The organism is Flavobacteriales bacterium (assembly GCA_025210805.1).
GTDB lineage: Bacteria > Bacteroidota > Bacteroidia > Flavobacteriales > CAJXXR01 > JAOAQX01.
Map to the genome: position 1 here is coordinate 62,186 of JAOAQX010000032.1, position 24,441 is coordinate 86,626.

A 24,441-nucleotide genomic window follows, 5' to 3' on the forward strand; every position below is an offset into this window, starting at 1 on the left:
TATATTAAAAGGTGTCTTTGTTTTACAAAGGCTAAAAAAACCGCAAAGTGATTAATGAGCTTTGCGGTTGTTGTTTGATTACTACGGAATCCATTTTTTATCAAAATTGGGTTTTCTTTTTTCCAAGAAGGCATTTCTACCTTCTTTTGCTTCATCGGTCATATAGGCTAGGCGTGTGGCTTCCCCTGCAAAAACCTGTTGTCCTACCATTCCGTCGTCGGTAAGGTTCATGGCAAATTTGAGCATTTTGATAGAAATTGGCGATTTTCCTAAAACTTCTTGAGCCCATTGGTAAGCCGTAGTTTCTAGTTCTTCATGTGGAACCACCGCATTTACCATTCCCATTTCATAGGCTTCTTGGGCTGAGTAATTTCTTCCTAAGAAAAAGATTTCACGAGCTTTTTTCTGCCCTACCATTTTGGCAAGATAAGCTGACCCGTATCCACCATCAAAGCTGGTAACATCAGCATCGGTTTGTTTAAAAATTGCATGTTCTTTACTGGCTATAGTCATATCACAAACTACGTGTAAACTATGTCCTCCACCTACAGCCCAACCGGGTACTACTGCGATAACAACTTTGGGCATAAAGCGTATTAAACGTTGAACTTCTAGGATATTTAGGCGGTGATATCCATCATCACCAACATATCCTTCTTTTCCTCTTGCTTTTTGATCACCACCACTACAAAAAGAAAATACTCCATCTTTTGATGATGGACCTTCGGCACTCAATAAAACGACTCCAATGCTGGTGTCTTCATTGGCATCATAAAATGCGTCATAAAGTTCGCTTGTTGTCTTGGGTCTAAAAGCATTTCTTACATCAGGTCTGTTAAAAGCAATTCTGGCAACGCCATTGCATTTTTTGTAAGTAATATCTTCGTATTCTTTTACGGTTGTCCAGTTTATTTCGCTCATAGTTATTTTTTTAAGTGTTCAAAAAGTTCCGAAAGCGTTTCGGGACCTATTTTTTCTGAGATTTTTATCTCAAACAAAGTCTTATTTGGGTTGTTTAGAAAACATTCCCACTGTTTTTTTAATTCTATATGATTATCACAAAAATAATAATCAAAACCGAAAGAATCACAAAGACCTTTCGCTTGTGTCTGGTGTTTCGTTGCAAAGAAATCCTCTCTTACGTCAGATTTTTTCGGACCAGGTATGATTCTAAATATGTCACCTCCTTGATTGTTGATCAAAATAATCTTTAGATTCCTAGGAAATTGAGTGTTCCATAAAGCATTGGAATCATAGAAGAAACTAATGTCTCCTGTGATCATAAAATGCGCACCCAGATCTTTTATGGCATGTCCTACAGCAGTGGAGGTCGATCCATCAATTCCACTAGTTCCTCTATTGCCATAAAAGTCATAATCTGCAGAATGTGAAAATAATTGAGCATAACGAATAACGCTACTATTGCTCAAATGAATCTGGCTACTTTTAGGAAAGTTTTGGAATAAAAACTCATATACTTTTAAGTCACAAAAGGCTTTTTGATTCAGGAGATACTGCCCTCTTTTTTTCAAAGTATTGTGATATTCCTTTAGGTGAAGATCTCCAAAATTGCTTAGGTTTTCTGTATGTTCAATGTTTTTGAATGTTTCAGAAAAACAAAGGTTTGATGAGTTTGAAATTGTTCCATAAATATTCGGATGAATTCCATTTTTATTAAAAGACCAATATTTTTTAATATTCAGTTTTTGCAATAAAAATTTAATTTTTTTCGAAACAATGGCTCCACCAGTTTGAATGAGTAAATCGGGTTTAAAATCGGAAGTGTTTTTTATGCCTTCTAAAAACACATCAATACATTCAACTTTGTTCTTAATAGAAATATTAGAAATAGTTTCTGTTAGAATTAGACAATCAGAACGTTTAGATAAATGCTCGATAGCTTGAGAAAATGCTTTATTTGGCGATTTTTGCCCAATGATGATTAATTTTTTAGAAGCCTTTTTCCAATCCTCTGAGAAGTGTTCAAAATCTGAGTAATTTGGAATACTTTCATGAGAATTGGATTCCGAAAAGTAATCTGATAAATCAGGTTTTTGAAAATTTGTTTCATAAAGAGGTTCATCAAAATGTACATTGAAATGTATGGGTCTAAAAGCTTCATCAAGCGATTGGGTAATTTGTTTTTGATAGAGGTTTAATAGACTTTTTGTTTTGTTTTCTCCGTCGAAATTAAGAGATTTTTGGCAATGTAAATCCAATACTCCTTGTTGTCGAATCGTTTGTCCTTGTCCGTTATCAATTGCCCAAAGAGGTCTATCAGCCGAAAGAACAATTAAGGGAATTTCTTGATAAAAGGCTTCGGCTATGGCTGGGTAATAATTGAGTACTGCCGATCCTGAAGTACAGATGAGTACAACAGGTTTTTTTGTGCGTATAGCCATTCCTAATCCAACAAAACCTGCAGATCTTTCATCAATTATTGAATGACAATTGAAAAAAGATTTTGAGGTAAAGGACTCAATGAATGGCGCATTACGAGAACCAGGACTTATGACTAAATCCTGTATTCCTTTTCGTTTAAAAGCTTCTGCAAGTATTTCTACTAAGATTTTGGAGCTATATTTCACACTTTATTCTCTTAATTGAAAGCATAATCATGTAAATATTGATAATCGTCACCAAGTGTTCCATCATTGGTGGTGATACTGGCTCTTTCAATGATGTTTTCTTCATCATTACCAAGAAGAGCAGGGATCACTTTTTCCATTAGAACACTACCAAAATGGTTTGAAGCATCTTTTGGTAATTCACAGGGTAGGTTATCTACAGCCATTACAGAAATAACATTTTCCTTATCAAAAGTATCTATTGATTCTGTTGTTGGATTATATCCATAAATAGGATCAGAAATAGTGGAAGGTTGAATAGTACATGCTACAGGACCATCAATATCACAAGAAATATCAGCGACAACTCTAAGTCTGAAATTAGGGTCTTTGGCATCATCTCTAGTGAAGAAAAAGGGTGCATCATTTCCATAAAAATGTCCTGCGATAAACATATCTGATGTATGAGCAAAACGCAAGAAATTGTTCTCAAAATCTTGAGGATTGTTGAAGAAATCTCTTGATTCGAAACTAGTTTTTTCTCGGTGTTTTACATAATCTGCAATATCAATATGGCAATAAACAGCCTCGTCTCCAGCATAGTTTAAATATTCCTCTACCGATAATTTTTTCAAAGGAAGTTGTTCTAAGATTTCTAAAGAACCATGAGCTACACGTCCTCTTCCTGTGAGGACAATTTTATAACCTTTTGGGAAAACCACTTTAGCCAATTCTTGGTCTAATTCTTTTTTGTCTTCGCAGAGATGGGCAGGTTTTAGTTCAAAAGATTTTGCTCTTTTTCCGAGGGTAAGAATCCCATTATAAGCACCTACAATCCCAGCAAAACGACCAAAGCCAATTAAACGTTGATTGTTACTATTTCTGATGGTTTCGTAATCCACAAGTTGAATCTTGTTTTTTAGAACGGCTTTAATGAGTTTTTTGTTATAGGGTTGTTCTTTAATGGTATGCGAAAAGAAAAAGAACTTTTTGTTTGGAATTAAATAGTTAATTGGAACTTCTTTAACACCCATAATTACATCACAGTCTTCGAGGTTTTTCTGCAATGGAATACCAAGATCTACATAATCATTATCTGTAAAACATCTTATTTCACTAGGTTGAACGACAATTTCGAGTTCTGGATATCTTGCTATTAATTCTTCACAATGTGCTGGGCTTAATGGCACTCGCTCGTCTGGTGGAGTTTTTCCTTCTCTAAGAATTCCTATTTTCATATAAACTATTTTTTGCACCTCAAAAATACGATAATCCGTTTAGCAGACAAAAGAAAAAATTATCTTCTGAGGATTCTTGAATTTAATAGAGTCATAAATAGAAAAGAGATTCTAAATACGAGAAAAATCGTTAAAAAACAAAGCGAAGTTGCAAAGATATATTACGCCCAAGATCATCGGCAAAGTATCGGTGTTTGTTGAGATAATCTCTATATTGAGTATTCCAAATGTTTTCTATTCCTAATAGAGCTTCAATTTTCATTTTTTGAAATGGAATATGAGTTTTTAGTTTCAAACGATGTAAAGTATATGCTTCTGGGGGAGATATTAGCTCTTTTGTTAGATCAAAATGATTTTGTTTGAAAGTGTGAGATATGCGATAATCTAATCTTAAACTATGAAAAATCCACCAATGTTCTTTTGTTTGCCATTGATACCCGATTTCTATTTGGTTAGCGGGCATTTGGTTAAGTGCTGAGTGATCTCTTAGGTCATCACCTCTTAGGTAATTATAACGCAGGTTAAATCTATTTTTTTTGTTGAGCAAGAACTGTATTTCAGAGTTAAAACTAAAAATTCTCGCAGGTATCTGTTGATACTTAAAGACAGGAAAAGACCCCCTTATTGTCAATCGATTTTCATGAGTAGGTTGTAAGAAAATATAATCTTGAATATGGCGGTATTTTAATTCATTATTCCACTGCCATCTTTCATCAAACTCAAAGAATAATTGATAATTAGCTAACCAAGATTTTTCATTTTTTAGATCTGGGTTTCCTTCTTCAATCCCGCTAATTCCTTGATGTAGTCCGTTGCTGTAGCGTTCATTTATGGCTGGAGCTCTCTCGGAATAGAGTGTTTGTATGTTCTGATGTATATTTTCATTGAAAAAATACTCCCAATCAAGTCCAATTTTTGAGGAAATATCTTTGGTATTGAATTCCAGTATTTCGCGAGGTAATGTTTGGCTGATACTCAATACATGTTGTTTTGAGTAATTCGTTTGAAAGCCTCCTGTCCATTTATGGTTTTTGTAGTTTTTAGAAATTAAATAGAATAGTCCAAAATTATTGCTTGAATAATTCGGAATCAATGGAAGGATATCTGTTTCTGGAATATTTTGATTTCCAATTTGTTCTAAGCTAATTCCTCCTTTGTGTTTCCAAGAGTTTTTTGATAAATAATCTATTTTCGCCTGAAGAAAACGGGTTTCTTGAAGTAAACTTAATGAAGCTCTATCATGAAAATTACTTCTTCTGATATCAAATTCTTTTCGTTTGTTGGATTGAATACCTAACTGAAAATCTAGATGCAGGTTTTCTGTTATATGATATTTTGATTTCAAACTACTGAGTAAATGTCGAACCCATTGTTTCGGATGGTCAATTTTAGTAGAAAAATCTTCTTCAGTATAAAAAGGGATTTCCCTTGAATAGGCTAGTTGAAGATCCGTAAGATTATCAATATGAGCACCTCTTAAAACGCCTAATTCTGTTTCATAATAACTATTATTCCATTGAAAATGCCATTTTTTTGAAATGGAGTTGTTGATTTGAAAACCAAAAGATTTTGTTTTTTGTCCAGTATTTTTAAGGAAATAATTAGCCGAAGAAAAATCACCATTTTGCTTAACACCTCCATAAATTTTCCAAAACAGCCCTTTAGATTTTTTTTCAAATGATAATAGACTTCCCCAATGTCTTCCATTGGATTCTATATATGGCTGAAAAACGGTCTTTAGGCGTGTAGAAGTGTCGGTAATGGCTTTGTTTCCTGCAATGAGCACATCTCCTAAATGAGAGCCGAAATATTGAACGCTTTCTATTCCTGAGACCACTTTTAGCTCGTCTATTTGGGCGGTTTCTATGGCTGGGCTATGGTCGCTTCCCCACCTTTGTCCTTGGTGTGGAATACCTTGTTGGATTAGTGACAGGCGGTTCGCTCTAAGACCAGAAACAACAGGTTTACCCACGCTCGAACCATTCTTTTGATTTCTTACTCCATTAATTTTACTCAATTGATCAGCTAAAGATTTACTACTATTTTCAGTAATCTCTAGTTTAGAAAGTGTTTTTTGTTCTTCAAAATGATGAGCTTGTTTTTCAGATAAAGTAATGCTCTCAAGGAATTCACTTTTAGGTGTTAGTAGAATGGTATCATTTTGAGTAGGAGAGAGCCTAAGGTTTTTGTTCTGATAGAGTAAATGACTTATTTGAATTTGAATTTCCGATTCGCATTGATGATCAATAGTTACTAAACCATTATCATCAGAAACGTACACATCAAAATCCCCTCGGATTTTGATGTGTACAGAACTAACTGGTTGGTTGTTTTCTTTATCTAGTATAACGATTTGATACTCATGATTACAGTGTTGTGCCCAGATTATTTGGACACTGAAAATCGTCAAAAAAAATAAAAGATGTCTAAAGGACAGGTATTTCAAAATTTACTTCAATATCTGTTTCTCCGCCGGCATTTGTTGGGTCACCGTCTTTCACCCCTGTTGCTGTTTTTATCGGCTTATGTTTTAGGCTTATATTTAGATTGAATTTACCTGTCTCAGTGGTTTTCAAAATGTTTTTTAGCCCAATAGGGAAATTGTCTTCATCTTTATCTGCGTATTCTACAGTAATCTTGTTGTCGGTAGATTTAAAGAAAAATTGATGATGATCTCCTTCATCCAATACTTCATTTGAAATAGAATCAGCAGGAGTTTCTGTTTCATTCAAAAGGATAATATTAGCATGATAAGTTGCATTTGTTGCTAATGTGTCTAATGTGATTTGTGGGGCGTTTCCTCCATCACCATCGAGATCTTGGAAAATGAATCGATGTTTCTTTTGATTCTTTTGATTTTCTAAATCTAAAATAAGTGTGGTAATTACTTCTTCTTCATTTGGTACTGTAGGTTCTACAGTTTCTTTTTCACAACTTGTAAATGCAAGAATTGTAATAGGTAGAATGGATAAAAATATCTTTCTCATTTTACTCGTTTTTTGTTTTCTATGAGGCAAATATATGAATTAAATGAAACCCTGTTGCATTATTTTATAAATAAATGCAATTTTGTTGCATTAGCTAAGATTACTTACAAAAAAAACACCTTTTGAAATATGATCAAAAGGTGTAGTAATATGATGAAGAGAATGCTATTTAGTTTTCTCTGATGAATAATTTCGCTTTTCCAAAATTTGTTTCACCAGCAGGTTTAACAGGAGCTACAGATACGTGATTGTCTGCAGGGTTTAATAAAAGATTATTGTCTCCAGCTAATGCTGTTACGGTAACGGTATGTGTACCTGCCGGAAGGGCGAAAGTTCTTCTCAAATTAATTGATTGCATCTGAGTGTTGGCACTACTAGCTTCTCCCGTAGCTACCTGAACAGGAATATTGTTTACTCTAATTGTGGCGGTAGAGGGTGATTGTGAGGTAATTGGAACATCGGCTATTAAAAGTACTTGCTTTGTTTGACCGGCGGGTACAGTAATGGTGTGGCTTAAACCAGGAATGGCTATTTCTGTTCCTGCATTTACTGTTGTGGCTGTTGTTCCTGTCTTTTCGGTAAAATTTGACCAAGGTGCAGCACTTGATAAAACAAACATTTTAGCTTTCCCCATTTCTGTTTCTCCACTTGGAAGAACAGGGTTTATTTCAGCATGATTATTTGCAGCGTTTACAAGAGTACTATTATCACCTGCTAGTAAGTGAAGTGATAAAGTATGATTACCCGGGCTTAATTGAACTTGTTTTTCAAATCGGATTGATTTCATATCTCCATTATCAGTACTTGCTTCACCTGTTCTGCTTTCTATAACGGTTCCGTTGAGTTTTAAAATCCCTGTGGAAACACCCGTATTTACAAGTGGGATATCTAGGTTGATTGTTAAATATCTTGTTTCTCCAGCCCCCACATTTATCGTTTGTTGCATTCCTGGAATCTGGGCTTCTGTATTGGCATTGATTGTTAATGCATTGCTACCAGTGGTTTCCGTATAGGCTCCAAATCCTAAATTAGATTCAAGAAGCACCATTTTTGAACGACCGATATTTGTGGCACCTTGTGGTAAAACAGTAGAAACGTCTGTATTATTGTCTGGAGAATTAATTGTTAGGTTGCTGTTTCCTGCAAGTACAGCCATGCTAATGGTGTGATTTCCGGGAGAAAGTTCAATATATCTCACAAAGTCTATAACCATCATATCTGCGTTCTCAGTGCTGGGCTCACCAGTTTTGGATTCAACAGGATTTCCATTTACTTTTAAAATTCCTGTTGAGACACCACCACCCACTATGGGTATATGACAACTAACAATTAGATATTTTGTAGATCCAGCAGGTACATTAACGGTTTGACTCAAGCTAGGAATATTGACTTCCGTATTGGCATTAACCGTTGTTAATTGACTACTCGTAAGCTCTGAAAGATTAAAAATAGGAGTGGGTTGAGAGGTTTGACCATCACATAAATTCCACCAGTTTGGAACAGCGGGTGTTCCGATATTAACTTGAAGACATTTTAATGTGGTGTTGTATATCAAAAGACCTTCAGCTGGGTTCTGGATAATAGAAGGACTTGCCAATCTCGGAGGTAAAAAACCTTTAGTGGAGCTTTCAACATGTAATATCGCAGATGGATCTGGAGTAATGGTTCCAATTCCCACTTGAGCGTATAAGCTTGCGGATATTGTCAAATAGATAAGACTATATATTAGTTTCATGATTTAAAAAGAAAAAGTTATAATCAAGAAACAAAAGTCTAGCTTTTTTTTACGCAAAAATCAATATTTCGACGACCAACGGAGACTAATAGTTGAGGTATTATAATTACTTGTTTTTTAGAATTTAATCAGGAATACGTGCTGTTAAGTATTGATTGTTAGATGTTTGTGTTTTTGTTTATTTGAATGGACTAATATCAGTTGTGGTGTTATTATATTAATTACTTATGTTTAATTAAAGATTTAGCGCTTGAATATATTCCTTATTGGTCCACATAAAATTATAACCAATGGTTTTCAGAGTTTTACGATTTTTGTTAATAACGATAAATTTAGGAAAGCTCTTTTTAGGGTTGAATAGTTTTGCTAATTCTTCAAAATAATTTTTATCTGTTTGTGAGAAATTTACTCGTCTGTAGTCCACTTTCTGAAAAATCACTTTCTTTGTGATGAAGTTAGAGAATTCGGGTGTTTGAAGTATTTTTTTATCAAGATCCATACAGGGTTTGCACCAATCTGAACCTGTGAAATAAAGTACAATATTTTTGTTTTGATTTTGAGCTAAGCGTGTTAGCTCATTTATAGATTTGTTTGTTTGAGCAAATGCTAAAGTTGTTGAAAGAAGAAAGAATAAGCCTAATTTTTTCATCATTATAAAATAGTTGTCGTTGTAATAAAGGGCGAAGCTAGGAATTATTTCTTTTTGAATTATATTTTCTTATTGTTTTTTCGATAAATGGCTATTTTAATTGGTCAATTGAGAAGCTCAATGACATAAAAAGCCGAGTAAATTATACTATTTATGATGATAATTTACTTACTGTATAATACCGATACATTGTTAAAAACCAGTTATGAACTTAGTGAAATAAGTAAGGATTCAACAAGTAATCGGTATTAATTGTTCGGCTTGATTGATATAAAGTAGCAATTATAGATACTATTTTAGAATGAACTTTTTGTAATTACTCTAGAATTTATAGGCTGTTCGTTTCTATAATTATTATGAGGCATAAGCATTTGTAGGATTTTTACTTGCTCTACAGAAATACTTATTGGGTTTTGGAATACTACCCAATCTACCGTTTCAGTACATGGTGGAGTAGTGAGGGAGCCTTCATAGTGAAAGAATGTTTTGTTTTCGGGTAGGTTCTTGTTTAAGTCAAAAGATTGATTAACTATTTTCGTTTCTCCTGCTTTTACTGGGAGATAGCTTTCAAGAAAATTGAAAGGTTCACTGGCGAGTCCTTCTTTTACGAGAATTCCTAAAACAACAAATTCTTTTTGTTTGTTTTGATGCACAAGGTGAATTTCCATAGGATACCGAATTCCATCTATTGTATGTTCTGAGGGTTCATGAAAATGAATTTGTTTCAGTAAATACTCAGAACCTTCAAAACTAAGTTTATCACCTTTTTCGAAATTATATTGGATTGAATGTCCGTTATTGGTTACATCATGGATTTTTGTTTCTGGTGCGTAATAGGTTGTTATTTTTTTTCCAAAACTTGTGCTTTCTTGACTATTTACTTCTATAATATTAATTGGAGATTGCTTTTTTCCATCACAATCACTGTTTTTTTCTATTTCAGACCAATGTTCAGGTCCTGTTTCCCCTTGATAGGTCCAGTGATCTTGATGAGTCTTTGATTCTATTTTTGTATGTTTCTTTTGCTCTACGGTGGTTGTGTGGGATTGATTTTCTCCACTTGGTTGGCAAGATGATAGTGCAAAAATGAGTGTTGTACTTAATAATATCCCGATTGGTTTCATGGTCTTTTATTTTGGATGTTTTGTGCAAAATAAAGCATCCAAAATAAAAAATGAGGTGATTTTAATTACAAGCCTTCTTCTTTTATTTTATCAATTAGCTGTGCTTTTATCCCACGGGATATTGGGAGTCTTTTTCCGTTGAAAAATCCTTCATTTCCTTCAATAAATTCTAAGAAGTCTGTATTGCCAATATAACTTTTGTGGATTCTGAAAAAATTATTTTTTGGTAATCGATCTTCTAGATCTTTCATTTTTTCTAAAACAATAAATTGCTCTTGAGTGGTGTGAATAATAATATAGTTCCAAGCTCCCTCAATATATACAATATCTTTTGTGAAAATTTTTATTTGTTTTTTTTCCACTTTAAGAAAGAGATAGTCTTTTTTTTCTTTGTTTTCAGGAATAAATGATGCTTTATTTAGCCGATTTAAAGCCTTATCTGTTGCCTGAATAAATTTGATATATTCAATAGGCTTTAATAGGTAGTCCACAACATTTAAGTTAAAACCTTCAAGAGCATATTCAGGATTAGCAGTTGTCATGATAATTTCAGACTGAGGCTTGAGTTCCTTTAAAAAATCGATACCAGACATTTCAGGCATATGAATATCCAGAAAAATAATTTGAGCATCAGTATAAGCTTTTGTTCCAATAAAGTCAACAGGTGAAATATAAGAGCCGATAAGCTCTAAGTTCTCATGTTTGGTAATATATTCTTCCATAAGTTGACTTGAAAGTATTTCATCTTCTAGAATTACACACTTAATTTTTTCTGACATAGAGAGAATTGCTTAGTCTTTATTTTTCAAAATTAAGCATATTTTAAACACTTCACTATCTTCGGTTATTTCTAAATTGTATTGATTTGGATAGAGTAGTTTTAATCTTTTTGTTAAATTTTCCATTCCAATTCCTCCTACATTTTGAACAAGGGTTTCTTTATTGTATTCTGCAATTGAATTTGTGATTTCTAATTGAATTTTTTGACTATCAGCTTCTATTTTAATAGAAATATAGGCAGAAGGTACCCTTTGGATCGCACTGTGCTTGAAGGCATTTTCCACAAGAGGTTGAAGGATCATAGGCGCAATATTATTTTGATGATTAATTATATAATCAAAATCTACATTCATTTCTCTAGAAACTTTCAGTTTTTGAAAATCTATATAACTTTCTAGATATTCAATTTCTTTTTGGAGCGAAACATAATTCTGATTACAATCATAGAGTACATACCTTAACATTTTTGATAACTGCATAATCTTTTCGGGAGCTCGTTCATCTTTTAAATAACTGATACTGTATATGCTACTAAGTGCATTGAAAAGAAAGTGTGGGTTTATCTGATTTTTTAGTATTTGTAATTCAGATTCTGTTTGAAGACTTTTAAGGGTACTTAAATCCTTTTGAGTGCTTTTGTTTTTTTCTTGACTGTATTTTAGCTGAGCAGCCAAGGTGGCGATACTCATATACATCATTGTAAATGCAAAATACATAAACCAATCATCCCTAACAACTTCCAGAATTCCAGAATTCCTAAGGTCTTGAAAGTTTAGTGAGCTTAGAATAGATACGTATTCAAAAAGATATATTTGGACAAATGAGGAGACTAAAAGAATTGGAATTCCATACTGAATATATTTTTTGAGTAATTTGATTTTATTAGGTAAATACTTTACTTGTAAATATTGTGTTCCATAATAGACCACGGAGCTAAAAAAAGTAAGCATAGTAACTTGAATATGATTAATGATTTTGAGCTCAAAATAGTTCTCTGGAAAGAGCATTTTAAAAAATCCCCAAACCAGAACCCAGATAAGTATTTCTAAACCTTTAATTTGCGATATCCGCCACTTCAGATACTTTGTGAATCGGTCTGTATGAGATGGTTCCATATAATTTTTTGCTTGTACACTTCCAATTTTTAGAGGTGACTTCTCGATATTTTTCTACAGAATTCATAGGACTGATGATTCCTAATTTTTGTTGAATATATGCAATTGTAAATAAAAGAAACTTAGGGATTACAATTCTTAATCTAATTTTCTTTTGCAATTCTTGGGCAATTGTATTAAAAAAAGCTGTTGTATTGTACTCGTTTCCATCAGAGAGTAAAAAAGACTCATTAATAATTGAAGTGTCCAATAACTCAAAAGTAATTTTGGAAACATCATCGGCATGAATAAACGATAGTGATTGGTTCTTTTCGCCTAAATAAAATACGACTCCTTTTTTTATTGCCGATACGAGTATATCATAATCATTACTGCCTTTTCCATAAACAGCTGTAGGTCTTAGAATCAGGTATTCTATTCCTGTATTCTTGAGGTGTTTTTCTGCTAAAGCTTTACTTCTTCCATAGGGCGAAATAGGCTGAACAGTTTTTTTCTCTGTAATATTTTCTCTACTAATTGGATTTCCTGGTCCCAAAGCCGCCAAACTACTGATAAATACAAAGCGACCCTTTAGAATTTTTTCTTCCTTGAGAACCATAGCAAGGTCTCTTGTAAGGGTAGCGTTGTATTTGTAGAATGTTTCAGATTTTACCGCATCTTTTACTCCTGCATTATGAATAATATGATCAAAAAAACCTGCTTGAATATTGGCTTTTTCAAAGCTTTCTCGAATGGAGCTTGTAGATCTATAATCTATCGTGATGAACTGGATATTATAGGTAGAAAGATGCGCTGTTTTGCTACTTTTACGAATAGCAAGGTACACTTCATAATTCCTTTCTAGAGCTTCTTCTATGAAATACTTTCCTATAAATCCAGTACCTCCTGTTATGAGTATTCTTTTTGTCATTTACTTATAGTTCCTTTTTATAACAGCGTCTTTTTTTGTGGAGTTCAGGCGATAAATGTTTAAACATTCCTTGAACTTCAAGATTCGTTTCAAGTTGAATATTTGTTTCAATTCTTTTGATCCCAAAATCACGGGCATTATCCCATATTTCTTGCATCATAATGGCATTGATCCCTTTTTTACGCCATTCTGGTTCAATGGCTACAAGGTAAAGATCTAAAACATCATTTTTCTTCAAGGCACTCAACATATGGTACCATCCAAAAGGAAGGAGCTTTCCTTTTGCTTTTTGTAAGGCTTGCGTAAATGAAGGCATGGTAATCCCAAAGCCTACAAGGTTTTTATCTTCATCCTCAATTAGACGAATAAGATTCAAGTTGATAAAAGAGAAATAGTTTTCTGCATAATATTGTTTTTGACCTTCTGTTAACTCCGTAAATCCATAAAGGTGTGCGTAGGATCTATTGATAAGGTCAAATATTTTCGGAATATATGGTTTAATTTCTTTTTTATTTTTGAACTCAATAGAACGTACGCCGTAGTGATTTTTCACAAATTTTGCCAGTTTTCTTATTCGTTCTGGAAACTGTTGAGTTAAATCCATGCTGTATTCTATCCAGTCAATGCTTTTTTCAAATCCATAGGCTTCAAAATGTTCCACATAATATGGGAAATTATAAAGTGTAGCCATGGTAGATTCTTTGTCAAATCCTTTGTAAAGAAGTCCTTGTCTGTCCATATCTGTGAATCCTAGTGGTCCATGAACATGGCTCTTTCCTTTTTCTTTTAACCAAGCAGTCGCTGTATCAAAAAGACTTTTAGAGATTTCATAATCATCGATAAAGTCAACCCATCCAATTCTTCCAAATTCGGGTTCGGGTTCTTTTTGATTAATTATCGCTGCAATACGACCAACTATTTGCCCATTTTTGTAAGCTAACCATGCTTGAAATTCACAAAATTCAAATGCGGGGTTCTTCTCTGTTAGAGTTTTGATTTCATCAAAGTCTATAGGAAGGGCACATTGTTTATTTTCTTTATAAAGATCTGTGTAGAATTTTATGAAGCTTTTGAGTGCTTTTTTATTTTGTACTTTTTTTATTTCAATCATGGGTAATGCTTTAGAGTTAAGAAATGAGGATAAATTTATGAAGGTTTTACAATTTTTGAAATCTCTTCAATAGCGTATTTAATTTGTTCCTGCGTATGTGCTGCGGTAAGTGAGAACCTCAATAATGCATCGGTTTCTTTTACTCCAGGAGCTACTACAGGGTTTACATAGATTCCTTTGTCAAAAAGTGCTTTTGCTACTAAAAATGTTTTTGCACTATTTCTAATATAAATAGGGATTATCGGTGTTTCTGCTGCACCAATATCTAAGTCTTTTTCTTTAAAGAGTTTCATGGCAAAATATGTGTTTTCCCAAAGCTTTTGCTGTAACGAATCATCTCTTTTCATGATTTTTAAAGCAGCAATTGCACTTGCAGTAGATGCTGGTGGAAGACTCGCTGAAAACATATATGTTCTGGCAACATGGGATAAATAATCAATCATTTGTTGGCTTCCAGCTATATATCCACCTACAGAAGCTAATGATTTACTAAACGTTCCCCCAATAAGATCAACCTCATCCGTTAGTCCAAAATGAGAAGAAGTCCCTGCACCATTTTTTCCAATAACTCCTAATGCATGTGCACAATCTACCATTACAAGGGCATCATGTTTTTTAGCTACGGGAATTATTTCATCAAGTTTTGCAATGTCTCCATCCATGGAGAAGATTCCATCCATTACAATGAGTTTTTTCTTGTAATCTCCCGTTGAAGTAATATTTTTAAGTTTTTTGTCTAAATCTTCTGCTGAATTATGCTTGTATTTAAACCTTTTTGCAAGACTCATTTGACATCCATCAATAATGGAGGCATGATTGAGTTCATCCATTAAGATAGCATCACCTCTTTGTGCTACTGAGGGTATTACGCCAGAGTTTACTTGAAATCCTGTGGGAAAAACAATTACGGCTTCTTTTCCAAGAAAATCTGCCAATTCGGTTTCCAATTCTCTATGAAGATCCAAAGTACCATTCATAAAAGGACTACCAGTACACGACGTTCCATATTTATCGATGGCTTTTTGTGCAGCTGCTTTTACTTCTGGGTGATTGTTGAGACCAAGGTAGTTATTGGATCCAAACATTAACACTTCTTGATCGCCAAACTTTGCTGTGTCTCTTTGTGCTGAGTAAACTTCTCTAAAGAACGGATAAATATTATTTGATTTTAGTCTTTTTACTCTTTGACAGGTAGCATCGTCGGTAAGAAATTGATATTCTTTCTGTGTGTTTACAACTTTTTTTTCCATAACTAATTCATAATTGGTTTAAGGTTCATGCCTAAAATTTTTGATACTTCTTGGTCAAACGGAATTTTGGTTGATTCTTTTCCGTCTATGCTCTGTACCGTATAGTATCGGGTGGTGTTATTATTTTGTATTTGGTAAACACCATTATAATAATTGATAACCATTTCTTTAGATTGACTATCAAATAAATCATTTCCTAGTATGTTTTTGGGTTTTGGAATGCCCAATTCTCCCAAAATAGTAGGGAAAATATCGAGTTGTTGTGCGAGTCTTTTTGAGTTTCCTTTTAAAGATTCATTTCCTGGTTCATAGAAGAAAATAGGAATAGAAAACCCTCTTTCAGCTGTCTTGAATTCTTTTCTTAGTGGATGAATAGAGTGATCTGCAACAATAACAAATAGCGTATTCTGATACCAAGATTGCTTTTTAGCTGTTTCAAAAAACTTTCTCAATGCCATATCGCTGTACTCTATAGCTTTGTATATAGCTAATTCTCCACCTTCAAAAGAGCTTTCATACTTATTTGGAATTTTACAAGGATTGTGACTAGAAAGCGTGAAAACCGTTGAGAAAAATGGTTTGTTTAGCGTTTCTAATTCTTTTGCGACAAATTGAAGGTATGGTTCATCCCAAATACCCCAAGTTCCATCAAAATCTTTTTTTGGTGTAGGGTATTCCTTCATTCCGTAGTATGCATCAATACTGTTTTGTTTTGCATAGCGATCAAAATCCATTGAGCCATTTTGGGCAGCATGAAAATAGGAAGTATGATATCCATTGGCTTTCATCACAGAAGGTAGTCCACTAATTTTTTCAAATTTTTTACTTGCTAATATAAAGGGGACTTCTAGAGCGGGAATAGAATTCCAGATGGCAGGAATCGCATCCATACTTTGTCTTCCATTAGAAAAAGCATTTTCAAATAGAAAGCCTTTTTGAAATAAAGAATCCAAAAAGGGTGTATAGCTTTTTTCTGTATATGGATTGAGCTTTTGAGTTGCCTCACTTGCAAAACTTTCAAGAACGATCAATAATACATTTTTATTTGTGGAAGAAGAGTCCACAGTGCGTTTAGGCTCTGGGTAGTGAATGGCTAATGTTGGATTTTCAACTGGTTGCTTGTAGTCCCACAAGAAATTATAGGGTGTGTTTATCGCTAAGGCAACTTGGTGAGGGTTCTCAATGCCATCTACAACTGCTTCAGAGGGTTTTAAGAATCCGTTAAAAACATTATACCTGTTTGAGGTAAAGGTTAAAATAACTAAAGTCCAAACAAAAATTTGCGAGAGTGCAGATTTTAAAGGTGTTTTGGAAATAACATAAGCTCTAAAATCAGGGAAAAATTTGATTAGAAAATATATAGAGAAAATAAAAATAATAAATCCATACCAATATTCTTCAATGAATTGAACATTTAGAGAATCCATATTTTTTTGGGTCTCCAGATAGTCAAAAAAGGAAGTATTGAGTCTTTTGAATGTGTAAGGATAATAGAAGACATCAATAAAATTGATGAAAATCATGAGGCTATTTGTAATCACATACCATGTTTTTAATACAAATCTCATTGGATTTGTAAAACTAATACGATAGGGCAGTAGCCAAAAAATGAGTAGAAATAGGCTATTGACAAATAGGACCATAAATAGATCGAACCTAAAACCTAACCAAAATGTGTGGACTTTGGTTGCAAAAGATAAGAGTTCAAAATACTCATAGTTTTCAAAAAAGAATACGAATCTTACCAACATCATCAGCAATGTGGGTAAAAGGAGAATAATCGGTATTTTAGATAATTTTTGTTTCATGTTCTTCAATGCTTAAAAACTCACTTCTATTCTTAATTTTAAGGCGGATCTTCTTCCTAATTGCTTATAGAAAGGACCTTTATTGAGTCTTGTAACATATTCTAATCTCAATACTTTGAAGATATTACTCACACCAATACCTATTTCCATATAAGGTTCGTTTTGTGGCTTGTTTAGGTTCGGATGTGCATCAATTACCGCATTTGCATTTTGGTCTAACTGTCCATAGAACATTTTAAATGAAGCCGCTTCTCTAATTTTGAGTTTTCTTAGTAAAGGGATTTTATTGAATAACACACCTCCACCATTCATATTGATATGTAAATTACTGTATGTAGTAGCAGAGAGTGAATAATTATCTAATAAATTATAAACATATCTTCCTGCAGCAAAACCTTGTAGAGACTGTGGGTTATACATTAAATTATAAGGAACTTTTCCGAAGATTTTACCCACATCAAAATAAGTTTGAAACTTGATGGTTTCTAAGTAAAACACTTTTTTAAAACTGGCGTTGAGGTGGGCATAGTTTGCAGTGCTTCCATCAGGGAGTTTTGTGTTTCCTATTTCTGATATAAAATGATAAACAGGCTTTACTCCTCCAAAATAGAGTCTATTAAAGAACTGTTGGTCAAAATCGGTGTCTTTAGAGTATCTAAAGTCAAACATCACACTTCGGTTATCTAAATAGTCGAGGTTTTTCCCTGCTTTTCTAATAGGATTAAACGGATTCCCCGAAAATCTTCTGAGTTTTGTTCTCATCAGGATTTTGAAATATGGATTGAATTCTCTAGAAAGGTCGATTCCTAAATATTTTTCTCGAAGAAGATATTCGTTGAAATTATTAAACTGAAGCATAGAGAGTACATTTCCTCCACCTTGAGAATAGGGGTTTTCTTGAATAAATTCTAAAAAAGGGTTTCTGGCTAAATCTGTGTAATCATCTTTATACTTTATTTTTAGTACAGATCTTTTTTCTTTTGAGAGAAGCAAGGCAAAATTACCTCCCCATTTAAATTCTTTATCTCTTGTTCCATATCCCAAATACCCACCAATACTGAAGTTTTCACTAAAATTTTTCGAGGTTCTTATGGGAACGTTTATTCTTACGTCTTCTATGGCATTTCTGTAGAACATATCAAAATAGGGTCCGATATCTATTTTATTTGCTTCATAATAACCAGAAATAGTCATTCCAGCCAGTCTGTCAATTGTTTTGAAATATTGATTGTCTTTCAGTGAGGTAATTCCAGCTAATACTTGGTCTTGGTTTGCAGCAGAGATTAAAGTATCTCGAGAAAGTAGATGCTCGAGTTTTTTATTATTCGTACTCAGAATATTCAATGGTGCTCCTTTTTCTCTTGGTTCTTGAAAAGAAACTTCTTTTTGCATTTGAAATTTTCTACTTTCTTGATCTTTGCTAATAGAGAGTGTTGCGTAAGTATTGATATTGGATAAAAACCATTTTTTTGCTTTATTCTGAGCATAAGAATAAGCCACAGAATAATCGTGAATGAAGTTTACATTTGCCGATACAGGAATAACAGCCGTGATGTTCTCTATGGCGTAAGTTTTATTATTGATCCAAAACTCTCCTTCAAAAACAGGATTCATTCTGTTTTTTGGATAATATTCCATTTTATAAGAGGTGGAGGAATCATCATTTTTTGTACTATCAGTTATATACATTTCATAGTGCAGTTTCCAAGAAGAAGAAACAGGACTCGGAAAGGCTTTGTCAAAAATATAGACAAGGTTATGGTAAAAGTTTAGGTTGTCTGCAACTTTATTTCCTACAACATCACTAATGAATCCGTCGGTATTTTCTAAAACAGTCTTTTTGTCTTTTTTTATGAGTTTACGAGTTTCGTCGCCATCTGTTTTTTGGTAATCATACAGTTCTTCCGTAAACATGATGGGCAACATATAGGTACCCTTTTTTTTGTTTTTAATAAAAGCACCTTGGCTATTTTTATAGCGCTTATGTTTTTTTGTTTCTTCATCAATATTAGAGAGTAAAACAGAAGTTTTTTCGGTTTCTAATAGTTTGATGTTTTGGGTATTTTCTGGGTTATTTTTCTTTTTATTTTCAATCACTTGATCCATTAAGAGTTCTTCTTGACTAAAATCAGGAGTGAGAATAATTTCGGTGAGTGTGTTTTCTTCTTCTTTGAGCTTAACTAAAAGAAATTTTGGAAGGGTTTTTATTAGGTATTGCTTTGTTTCGTACCCTATATAAGAAACTTCAAGTGTGTCTCTTTTTTTTACTTTTTTTAGAGAAAGTTCAAATTTTCCATCAAGATCAGTTGAAGTACCTTTGGTTGAGTTTTTTACCACAACATTTACCCCAATGAGTTCTTCACCTGTTTGAGAGTCTACAATCTTACCTGATAGATGCTTTTTTTGCCCATACATAGGAGTTAACAACAAGATAAAACTTAGAATTAACAACCAATTTTTACTAATCAAATTACTCTTCACCATTTATATGTTCTTTCGAAGGCTATAACTATTAAACTTCTGAATTGAATGTGACTATTCACGGTGCTAAATTAAGACAACAATTTGTTAACTTTAAATTAATATGATAAGTAGTCTTAAATTTTGTGTGAAATGCAATTTTATCGTGTAAGTGGTGATTTTGGTATTTATATGGATTGTAACATTTTTGCCTGAAGGTTGAAAATATTGGTGATTTAAGCAATCAACTCATCCAGGTCATTCTTTGAGTAATCATTTTCCATTTCCCTTGTGTTTTTTTATAAATTTCATAATAGCCTTGACCAAATAATGGTGCATTAATTATTGAAATTTCTATATAGGCATATTCTTGATTTTTAATCTTAAATAAAATAGGGAAGGAAAGGTATAATGTTCCGAATTTGCTTTTTCGAAAAAGATTATTTTTTATCTGATTTTTATGAAGATGTCTTCTCTTAAAGCGTTTTATGGAGTTGTTGTGTATTACTTGATTTTTTATATTTGATTTATGTAATTGTTTGTGTAAATCGATCCATTTATCGTTATTTTTTTCTTTTATAGACATAAATAGTTCAAAAAGAAGATGCTCAAGTACTTCTGAGGTGTCTAGGTTAATAGGTTTTAATTGTAGTATGGATTCTAATAACGAGTCTGATTCAAGTTTTTGATTAATAAAGTCATATCTTTTGTCTTGTCCATGTGAAAAAGAAATGAAAAATATGGAAAAAAACAACAAAAGATTATTTTTCATATTTTCCCAAATTATTTTCGGTGTTTTCTATTTTCTCAATCATCTTTAAATCTTTATTTTGATACGCTATTTTCCATCCCAATATTTTAGAACTTTCTTGAAGCAGAAGAAACATTTCTTTTGTTTGATCTATTGCTAGAGTAGGAAGGTGAGATTCTGTAACTTTTTCTTTCAGAATTATTTTAGCTTTAGCTTGAAGTTCGTTGAGGTCTTGTTCTGAGTATTTTAAGAATATACTATCTTGAATATCGTAGTAGTTTACATCAGTTTCTAAGGAGATAATTTCAGGTTCGGGTATGGTGCTTATAGAAATAGTTTTATGCTCTTTGTTTACCTCAATTTTTGCCTTGGCTAAATCGATACCTACAAAAGCTTTCCCTTTTACAATTAAAAGTGCTTTTCTGCTTTGGGTAAGAAAGTTGAACATTGCTTTTTGCTCTTCTCTTGTGTCTATAATTTCTTGAAATTCACCTTCCACCAAAATCATTTTACAAACTCTTTTGGTTTGCTCTAGCAATACAGACGCTTCTTGTTCTACACGTATTTTATTCTTTTTGTAGAACCAAAAATAAACCATAAACGAACCAAAAAGGATGGAGAGCAATATGAGGAAAATAGTGGTAATCATAAGATTTTTTATTCAGATGAAGAAAAGAGAAAATTTAGACTTTTTTCTTCTTGTTAATTTTTGATTTTATGAGAGCATTGGCAAAAATTGAGCCTAAGATGATGATTCCTCCGAAATAGAATTCCTTAGTCATTACTTCCTCTTCTCCAAAAAGAATTAAGGCCAAAATAATGGCGTAAATGGGTTCTAAATTCACGCTAATAGTGAGTGTGAAAGGCGAAATTTCCTTCATTACATAAATACCCAACATAAATGCAAATGCAGTACAAACAGTTCCCAAAATCAATAAATAAACCCAGTCGTTAATAGGTAAATCCCATTGCCAAGAATGCCCATCTCTAAAGAAACTAAAGAAAATAACTACGCCCAAAGCACCCAACATTTCATATAATGTGATGGTTACAGAGTTGTCACCTCTTGCAATTAGTCTTCCGTTGATGATGGTAAATAATGCTCCAAGAAAAGCCGTGATTAAACCTAAAATAATTCCCCAAGCAAACTCGCTTTCAAAACTAAAAATGATGGAAATACCGATGATTACTACGATTCCTAAAATAAGTTCATAGAGCTTAATAGATGTTTTATTGATCAGCGGATCTAAAATGGAGACAAATAAACTTGCAGATGCCAAGCAGGTGAGCGCTATAGAAACATTGGAAACTTCTATAGATTCAAAAAAAGCATACCAATGCAAACCTATCAAACACCCAATACCAAGATATTGGATCATTTTTTTTGTTTCAGGAAACTGCCTCTTTTTTGAATAAAGCTGAAACAGCAATAGACTCAAAAACGCAATACCCGTTCTAAAGGCAGTGGTTTGAATGGCACCTACGGAGATCAATTTTCCTAAAACACCTGTAAACCCCCAGATGAGAACTGTAAGATGTAATAGTAGAAAAAATCGATACTTTTTAATCAAGTTTTTCATTCCAAAATTCTGAGTTGAAAAACAAAAATAGAAGAATATTTTGTGATTCTTTTCATTCTACAAAAACTCGGGTAGATAAAAAGGTTTCTAAATGGTATCTTTTGTGCTATTTTGAGTAAATTTGTGAGCACCAAAAAACCATGAGAAAATGACTATCAATCAAATACAAGATGAGTTGATCGATGAGTTTTCTTTTTTTGAAGATTGGATGGAAAAGTATGAGTACATCATTGATCTTGGAAAAGAACTTCCAGCAATGGAAAAAGAAAATCAAACAGAAGAGAACTTAATAAAAGGATGCCAATCCCAAGTGTGGCTTCATGCCGAGGAAAATGAAGGTAATATTCACTTTTCTGCCGATAGTGACGCCATTATAACCAAAGGAATTATAGCGGTACTTTTGAGATCTGTAAATGGGAAATCTGCAAAGGAAATTGCTGAATCACCACTGTATTTTGTTGAGAAAATAGGATTAAAAGAACACCTTTCTATGACTCGAGCAAACGGACTGGTTTCTATGATCAACAAAATCTCTGAGATTGCCAAAAAATACGCTTAAACCAACCAAAAAAAGATTATGACCGAAGAAGAAATGCAAAGAATAGGGGAGCGAGTGATAGAAGTATTACACACAATTTATGACCCCGAAATCCCTGTGGATATTTATGAACTGGGACTTATTTATGATGTAAAAGTTTCTGATGAAGGAGATATAGAAATAGAAATGACACTTACTTCACCAAATTGTCCAGTTGCCGAAACCTTGCCCGTGGAAGTGCAAGATAAAGTAAAAGAATTGCCAGAAGTTGAGAATTGCCGTGTAGAAATTGTATTTGATCCGCCTTGGGATAAATCAATGATGAGTGAAGAGGCTCAACTGGAACTCGGTTTTATGTAAGCTATTATGGAAGAACCACAGGACAGAAGAATTATTGAATTTGATCTTTCAGATTACTATCCAAAGAATATTCAAGAATTCGATATCGCTTCATTTCTCTACAAAGGTATTGCGGTGAAAGAAAAAGAATTTAGGAAGACGCTTAAGGACTTTGACTGCTCTATTTTAGAAGGAAAAAATGTGAGATTATTTTGCAGTGTTGATGCCATTATTCCTGCATGGGTATTTCCATTTGTAGCCAATTTAATTGCTAAAAAAGCCAATTTTGTAGCCATTGCAGAATCAAATTTAGATTTTGCTCAGCAATATATTGCTCATGAACTGTCTCAAATTGAATGGGAAAAGTTTGAAAATAAACGTGTGTTATTAAGAGGGTGTAGTGATAAAGAAATACCACAAGAATCCTATGTTTTGGTTACACTAAAACTCTCCAAAATTGCCAAAAAACTGAGCTATGGCGAGCTTTGTTCTCAAGTGCCTTTATAACACCATTCCATACCTTTTTGTGGAGTTAATTAGCAGTAAGTATAAGAAAATTGTCTGAATAATTTATAAAATAAGTTGATCAAGCGAAGATGAAAATCTAAGGTTTAATCAACTTTATTTTTTTGAGCAAAAAAAGGTACATTAACTCCATAGACGGTATTATTAACCAACTACCAACTACCAACTACCAACTACCAACAACTAAAAGTATGTCTATTTCAGAATTAAAACAAAATATTTTTTCAGAGCGAGAAGCGATAATTAATCATCCTGTTTATGGCGCAATTTCTAGCGTGGAACAGGTTCAAGAATTAATGAAGCTTCATGTGTTTGCCGTATGGGATTTTATGTCGCTCTTGAAATCTTTACAAAAACAATTCACTTGTGTAGATACCCCATGGTTACCCACCAAGAATGCAGAAATGCGTAGGTTTATCAATGAAATAGTTTTGGAAGAAGAAAGTGATCAAGACCGACATGGAAACTACAAGTCTCATTTTGAGATGTATTTAGAGGCCATGGAAACTTTAGGGATTGAAACGTCTTTCATGCATCAATTTATTGAACAAGTAAGAGAAAATGGAGTTAGAGATGCCATCTCGCATTTAGAAAACAAAGTAGTACAAGACTTTTTATCTACTACTTTTGATATTGTGGAAAGCAATGATCCACACAAAATAGTTTCAGCATTTGCCATCGGGCGAGAAGATTTGATACCAGATATGTTTCATGAGATTGTGAATCAATTGGCAGACAGGTTTCCAGATAAGTTTGATGCATTAAAATATTATTTAGATAGACATATCGAATTAGACGGAGATCATCATGGGCCACTTTCAGAGCAAATGCTTGAAATGGTTTGTGAAAATAAAAAGATAAAATGGCAAGAGGCTGAGGTGGTTGCGAAAGAATGTCTGATTCAAAGAGCGAAACTTTGGACGGCTATTGAGGAAAAAATGATAAATTTGGTTTAAAACAGAAAACATCTAAAA

General features: G+C 33.2%; 22 protein-coding genes. 4 read left to right on the top strand and 18 right to left on the bottom strand.

Going from position 1 to position 24,441, the window contains the following annotated elements:
* Nucleotides 1-81: 81 nt before the first annotated feature.
* The 18 genes from N4A45_12540 to N4A45_12625 all read right to left on the bottom strand — a co-directional run bounded on the left by N4A45_12540 (nt 82) and on the right by N4A45_12625 (nt 22,065).
* A complete protein-coding gene (locus N4A45_12540) occupies nt 82-921 on the bottom strand; it encodes a 1,4-dihydroxy-2-naphthoyl-CoA synthase (GenBank protein MCT4666048.1) in 840 nt (279 codons plus the stop codon).
* Between the two features lie 2 nt (nt 922-923).
* Nucleotides 924-2,588 (bottom strand): 2-succinyl-5-enolpyruvyl-6-hydroxy-3-cyclohexene-1-carboxylic-acid synthase, encoded by a 1,665-nt coding sequence (gene menD / locus N4A45_12545; GenBank protein MCT4666049.1) that lies wholly within the window; start codon nt 2,586-2,588, stop codon nt 924-926.
* 11 nt (nt 2,589-2,599) lie between these two features.
* The gene (locus N4A45_12550; GenBank protein MCT4666050.1) at nt 2,600-3,805 is read right to left on the bottom strand and encodes an NAD(P)-dependent oxidoreductase; all 1,206 of its coding nucleotides are present in this window, start codon (nt 3,803-3,805) and stop codon (nt 2,600-2,602) included.
* Between the two features lie 130 nt (nt 3,806-3,935).
* The gene (locus tag N4A45_12555; protein ID MCT4666051.1) at nt 3,936-6,215 is read right to left on the bottom strand and encodes a TonB-dependent receptor; all 2,280 of its coding nucleotides are present in this window, start codon (nt 6,213-6,215) and stop codon (nt 3,936-3,938) included.
* A gap of 16 nt (nt 6,216-6,231) precedes the next feature.
* A complete protein-coding gene (locus N4A45_12560; GenBank protein MCT4666052.1) occupies nt 6,232-6,792 on the bottom strand; it encodes a type 1 periplasmic binding fold superfamily protein in 561 nt (186 codons plus the stop codon).
* 169 nt (nt 6,793-6,961) lie between these two features.
* On the bottom strand, nt 6,962-8,527 hold the full coding sequence (locus tag N4A45_12565) for a hypothetical protein (GenBank protein MCT4666053.1): 1,566 nt from the start codon (nt 8,525-8,527) through the stop codon (nt 6,962-6,964).
* Nucleotides 8,528-8,762: 235 nt separating this feature from the next.
* Complete coding sequence (locus N4A45_12570; protein ID MCT4666054.1) at nt 8,763-9,179, bottom strand: thioredoxin family protein; 417 nt, start codon at nt 9,177-9,179, stop codon at nt 8,763-8,765.
* 293 nt (nt 9,180-9,472) lie between these two features.
* Nucleotides 9,473-10,300: a carbonic anhydrase family protein gene (locus tag N4A45_12575; protein MCT4666055.1), complete on the bottom strand. Its 828-nt coding sequence runs from the start codon at nt 10,298-10,300 to the stop codon at nt 9,473-9,475.
* 65 nt (nt 10,301-10,365) lie between these two features.
* Nucleotides 10,366-11,079 carry a LytTR family DNA-binding domain-containing protein gene (locus tag N4A45_12580; GenBank protein ID MCT4666056.1) on the bottom strand — a complete coding sequence of 238 codons (714 nt, stop codon included), beginning with the start codon at nt 11,077-11,079 and terminating at the stop codon, nt 10,366-10,368.
* A 12-nt stretch (nt 11,080-11,091) separates the two neighbouring features.
* Nucleotides 11,092-12,195 (bottom strand): histidine kinase, encoded by a 1,104-nt coding sequence (locus N4A45_12585; protein MCT4666057.1) that lies wholly within the window; start codon nt 12,193-12,195, stop codon nt 11,092-11,094.
* Nucleotides 12,134-13,105: an NAD-dependent epimerase/dehydratase family protein gene (locus N4A45_12590; protein MCT4666058.1), complete on the bottom strand. Its 972-nt coding sequence runs from the start codon at nt 13,103-13,105 to the stop codon at nt 12,134-12,136. The genes N4A45_12585 and N4A45_12590 overlap by 62 nt, the downstream gene beginning before the upstream one ends.
* Nucleotides 13,106-13,109: 4 nt before the next feature.
* Nucleotides 13,110-14,216 (bottom strand): GNAT family N-acetyltransferase, encoded by a 1,107-nt coding sequence (locus N4A45_12595; protein MCT4666059.1) that lies wholly within the window; start codon nt 14,214-14,216, stop codon nt 13,110-13,112.
* A 35-nt stretch (nt 14,217-14,251) separates the two neighbouring features.
* Entirely contained in the window at nt 14,252-15,466 is a 1,215-nt protein-coding gene (locus tag N4A45_12600; protein MCT4666060.1) for an aminotransferase class I/II-fold pyridoxal phosphate-dependent enzyme, read from the bottom strand.
* Nucleotides 15,467-15,468: 2 nt separating this feature from the next.
* Entirely contained in the window at nt 15,469-17,274 is a 1,806-nt protein-coding gene (locus N4A45_12605) for an LTA synthase family protein (protein ID MCT4666061.1), read from the bottom strand.
* 12 nt (nt 17,275-17,286) lie between these two features.
* On the bottom strand, nt 17,287-19,758 hold the full coding sequence (locus tag N4A45_12610; protein MCT4666062.1) for a DUF5686 and carboxypeptidase regulatory-like domain-containing protein: 2,472 nt from the start codon (nt 19,756-19,758) through the stop codon (nt 17,287-17,289).
* 220 nt (nt 19,759-19,978) lie between these two features.
* Nucleotides 19,979-20,506, bottom strand: coding sequence for a hypothetical protein (locus tag N4A45_12615; protein ID MCT4666063.1), 528 nt, complete (start codon nt 20,504-20,506; stop codon nt 19,979-19,981).
* Complete coding sequence (locus N4A45_12620) at nt 20,496-21,134, bottom strand: DUF4230 domain-containing protein (protein MCT4666064.1); 639 nt, start codon at nt 21,132-21,134, stop codon at nt 20,496-20,498. The genes N4A45_12615 and N4A45_12620 overlap by 11 nt, the downstream gene beginning before the upstream one ends.
* A gap of 34 nt (nt 21,135-21,168) precedes the next feature.
* Nucleotides 21,169-22,065 carry a DMT family transporter gene (locus tag N4A45_12625; GenBank protein ID MCT4666065.1) on the bottom strand — a complete coding sequence of 299 codons (897 nt, stop codon included), beginning with the start codon at nt 22,063-22,065 and terminating at the stop codon, nt 21,169-21,171.
* Nucleotides 22,066-22,213: 148 nt separating this feature from the next.
* On the opposite strand from N4A45_12625, the gene N4A45_12630 reads away from it, so the two are divergent.
* The 4 genes from N4A45_12630 to N4A45_12645 all read left to right on the top strand — a co-directional run bounded on the left by N4A45_12630 (nt 22,214) and on the right by N4A45_12645 (nt 24,423).
* The gene (locus N4A45_12630) at nt 22,214-22,624 is read left to right on the top strand and encodes a SufE family protein (protein ID MCT4666066.1); all 411 of its coding nucleotides are present in this window, start codon (nt 22,214-22,216) and stop codon (nt 22,622-22,624) included.
* Nucleotides 22,625-22,642: 18 nt separating this feature from the next.
* Nucleotides 22,643-22,963 (top strand): SUF system Fe-S cluster assembly protein, encoded by a 321-nt coding sequence (locus N4A45_12635; protein ID MCT4666067.1) that lies wholly within the window; start codon nt 22,643-22,645, stop codon nt 22,961-22,963.
* Nucleotides 22,964-22,969: 6 nt separating this feature from the next.
* Nucleotides 22,970-23,449: a DUF2480 family protein gene (locus N4A45_12640; protein MCT4666068.1), complete on the top strand. Its 480-nt coding sequence runs from the start codon at nt 22,970-22,972 to the stop codon at nt 23,447-23,449.
* Between the two features lie 209 nt (nt 23,450-23,658).
* Nucleotides 23,659-24,423, top strand: a complete 765-nt coding sequence (locus N4A45_12645; protein MCT4666069.1) for a DUF3050 domain-containing protein — start codon at nt 23,659-23,661, stop codon at nt 24,421-24,423.
* Nucleotides 24,424-24,441: the final 18 nt, after the last annotated feature.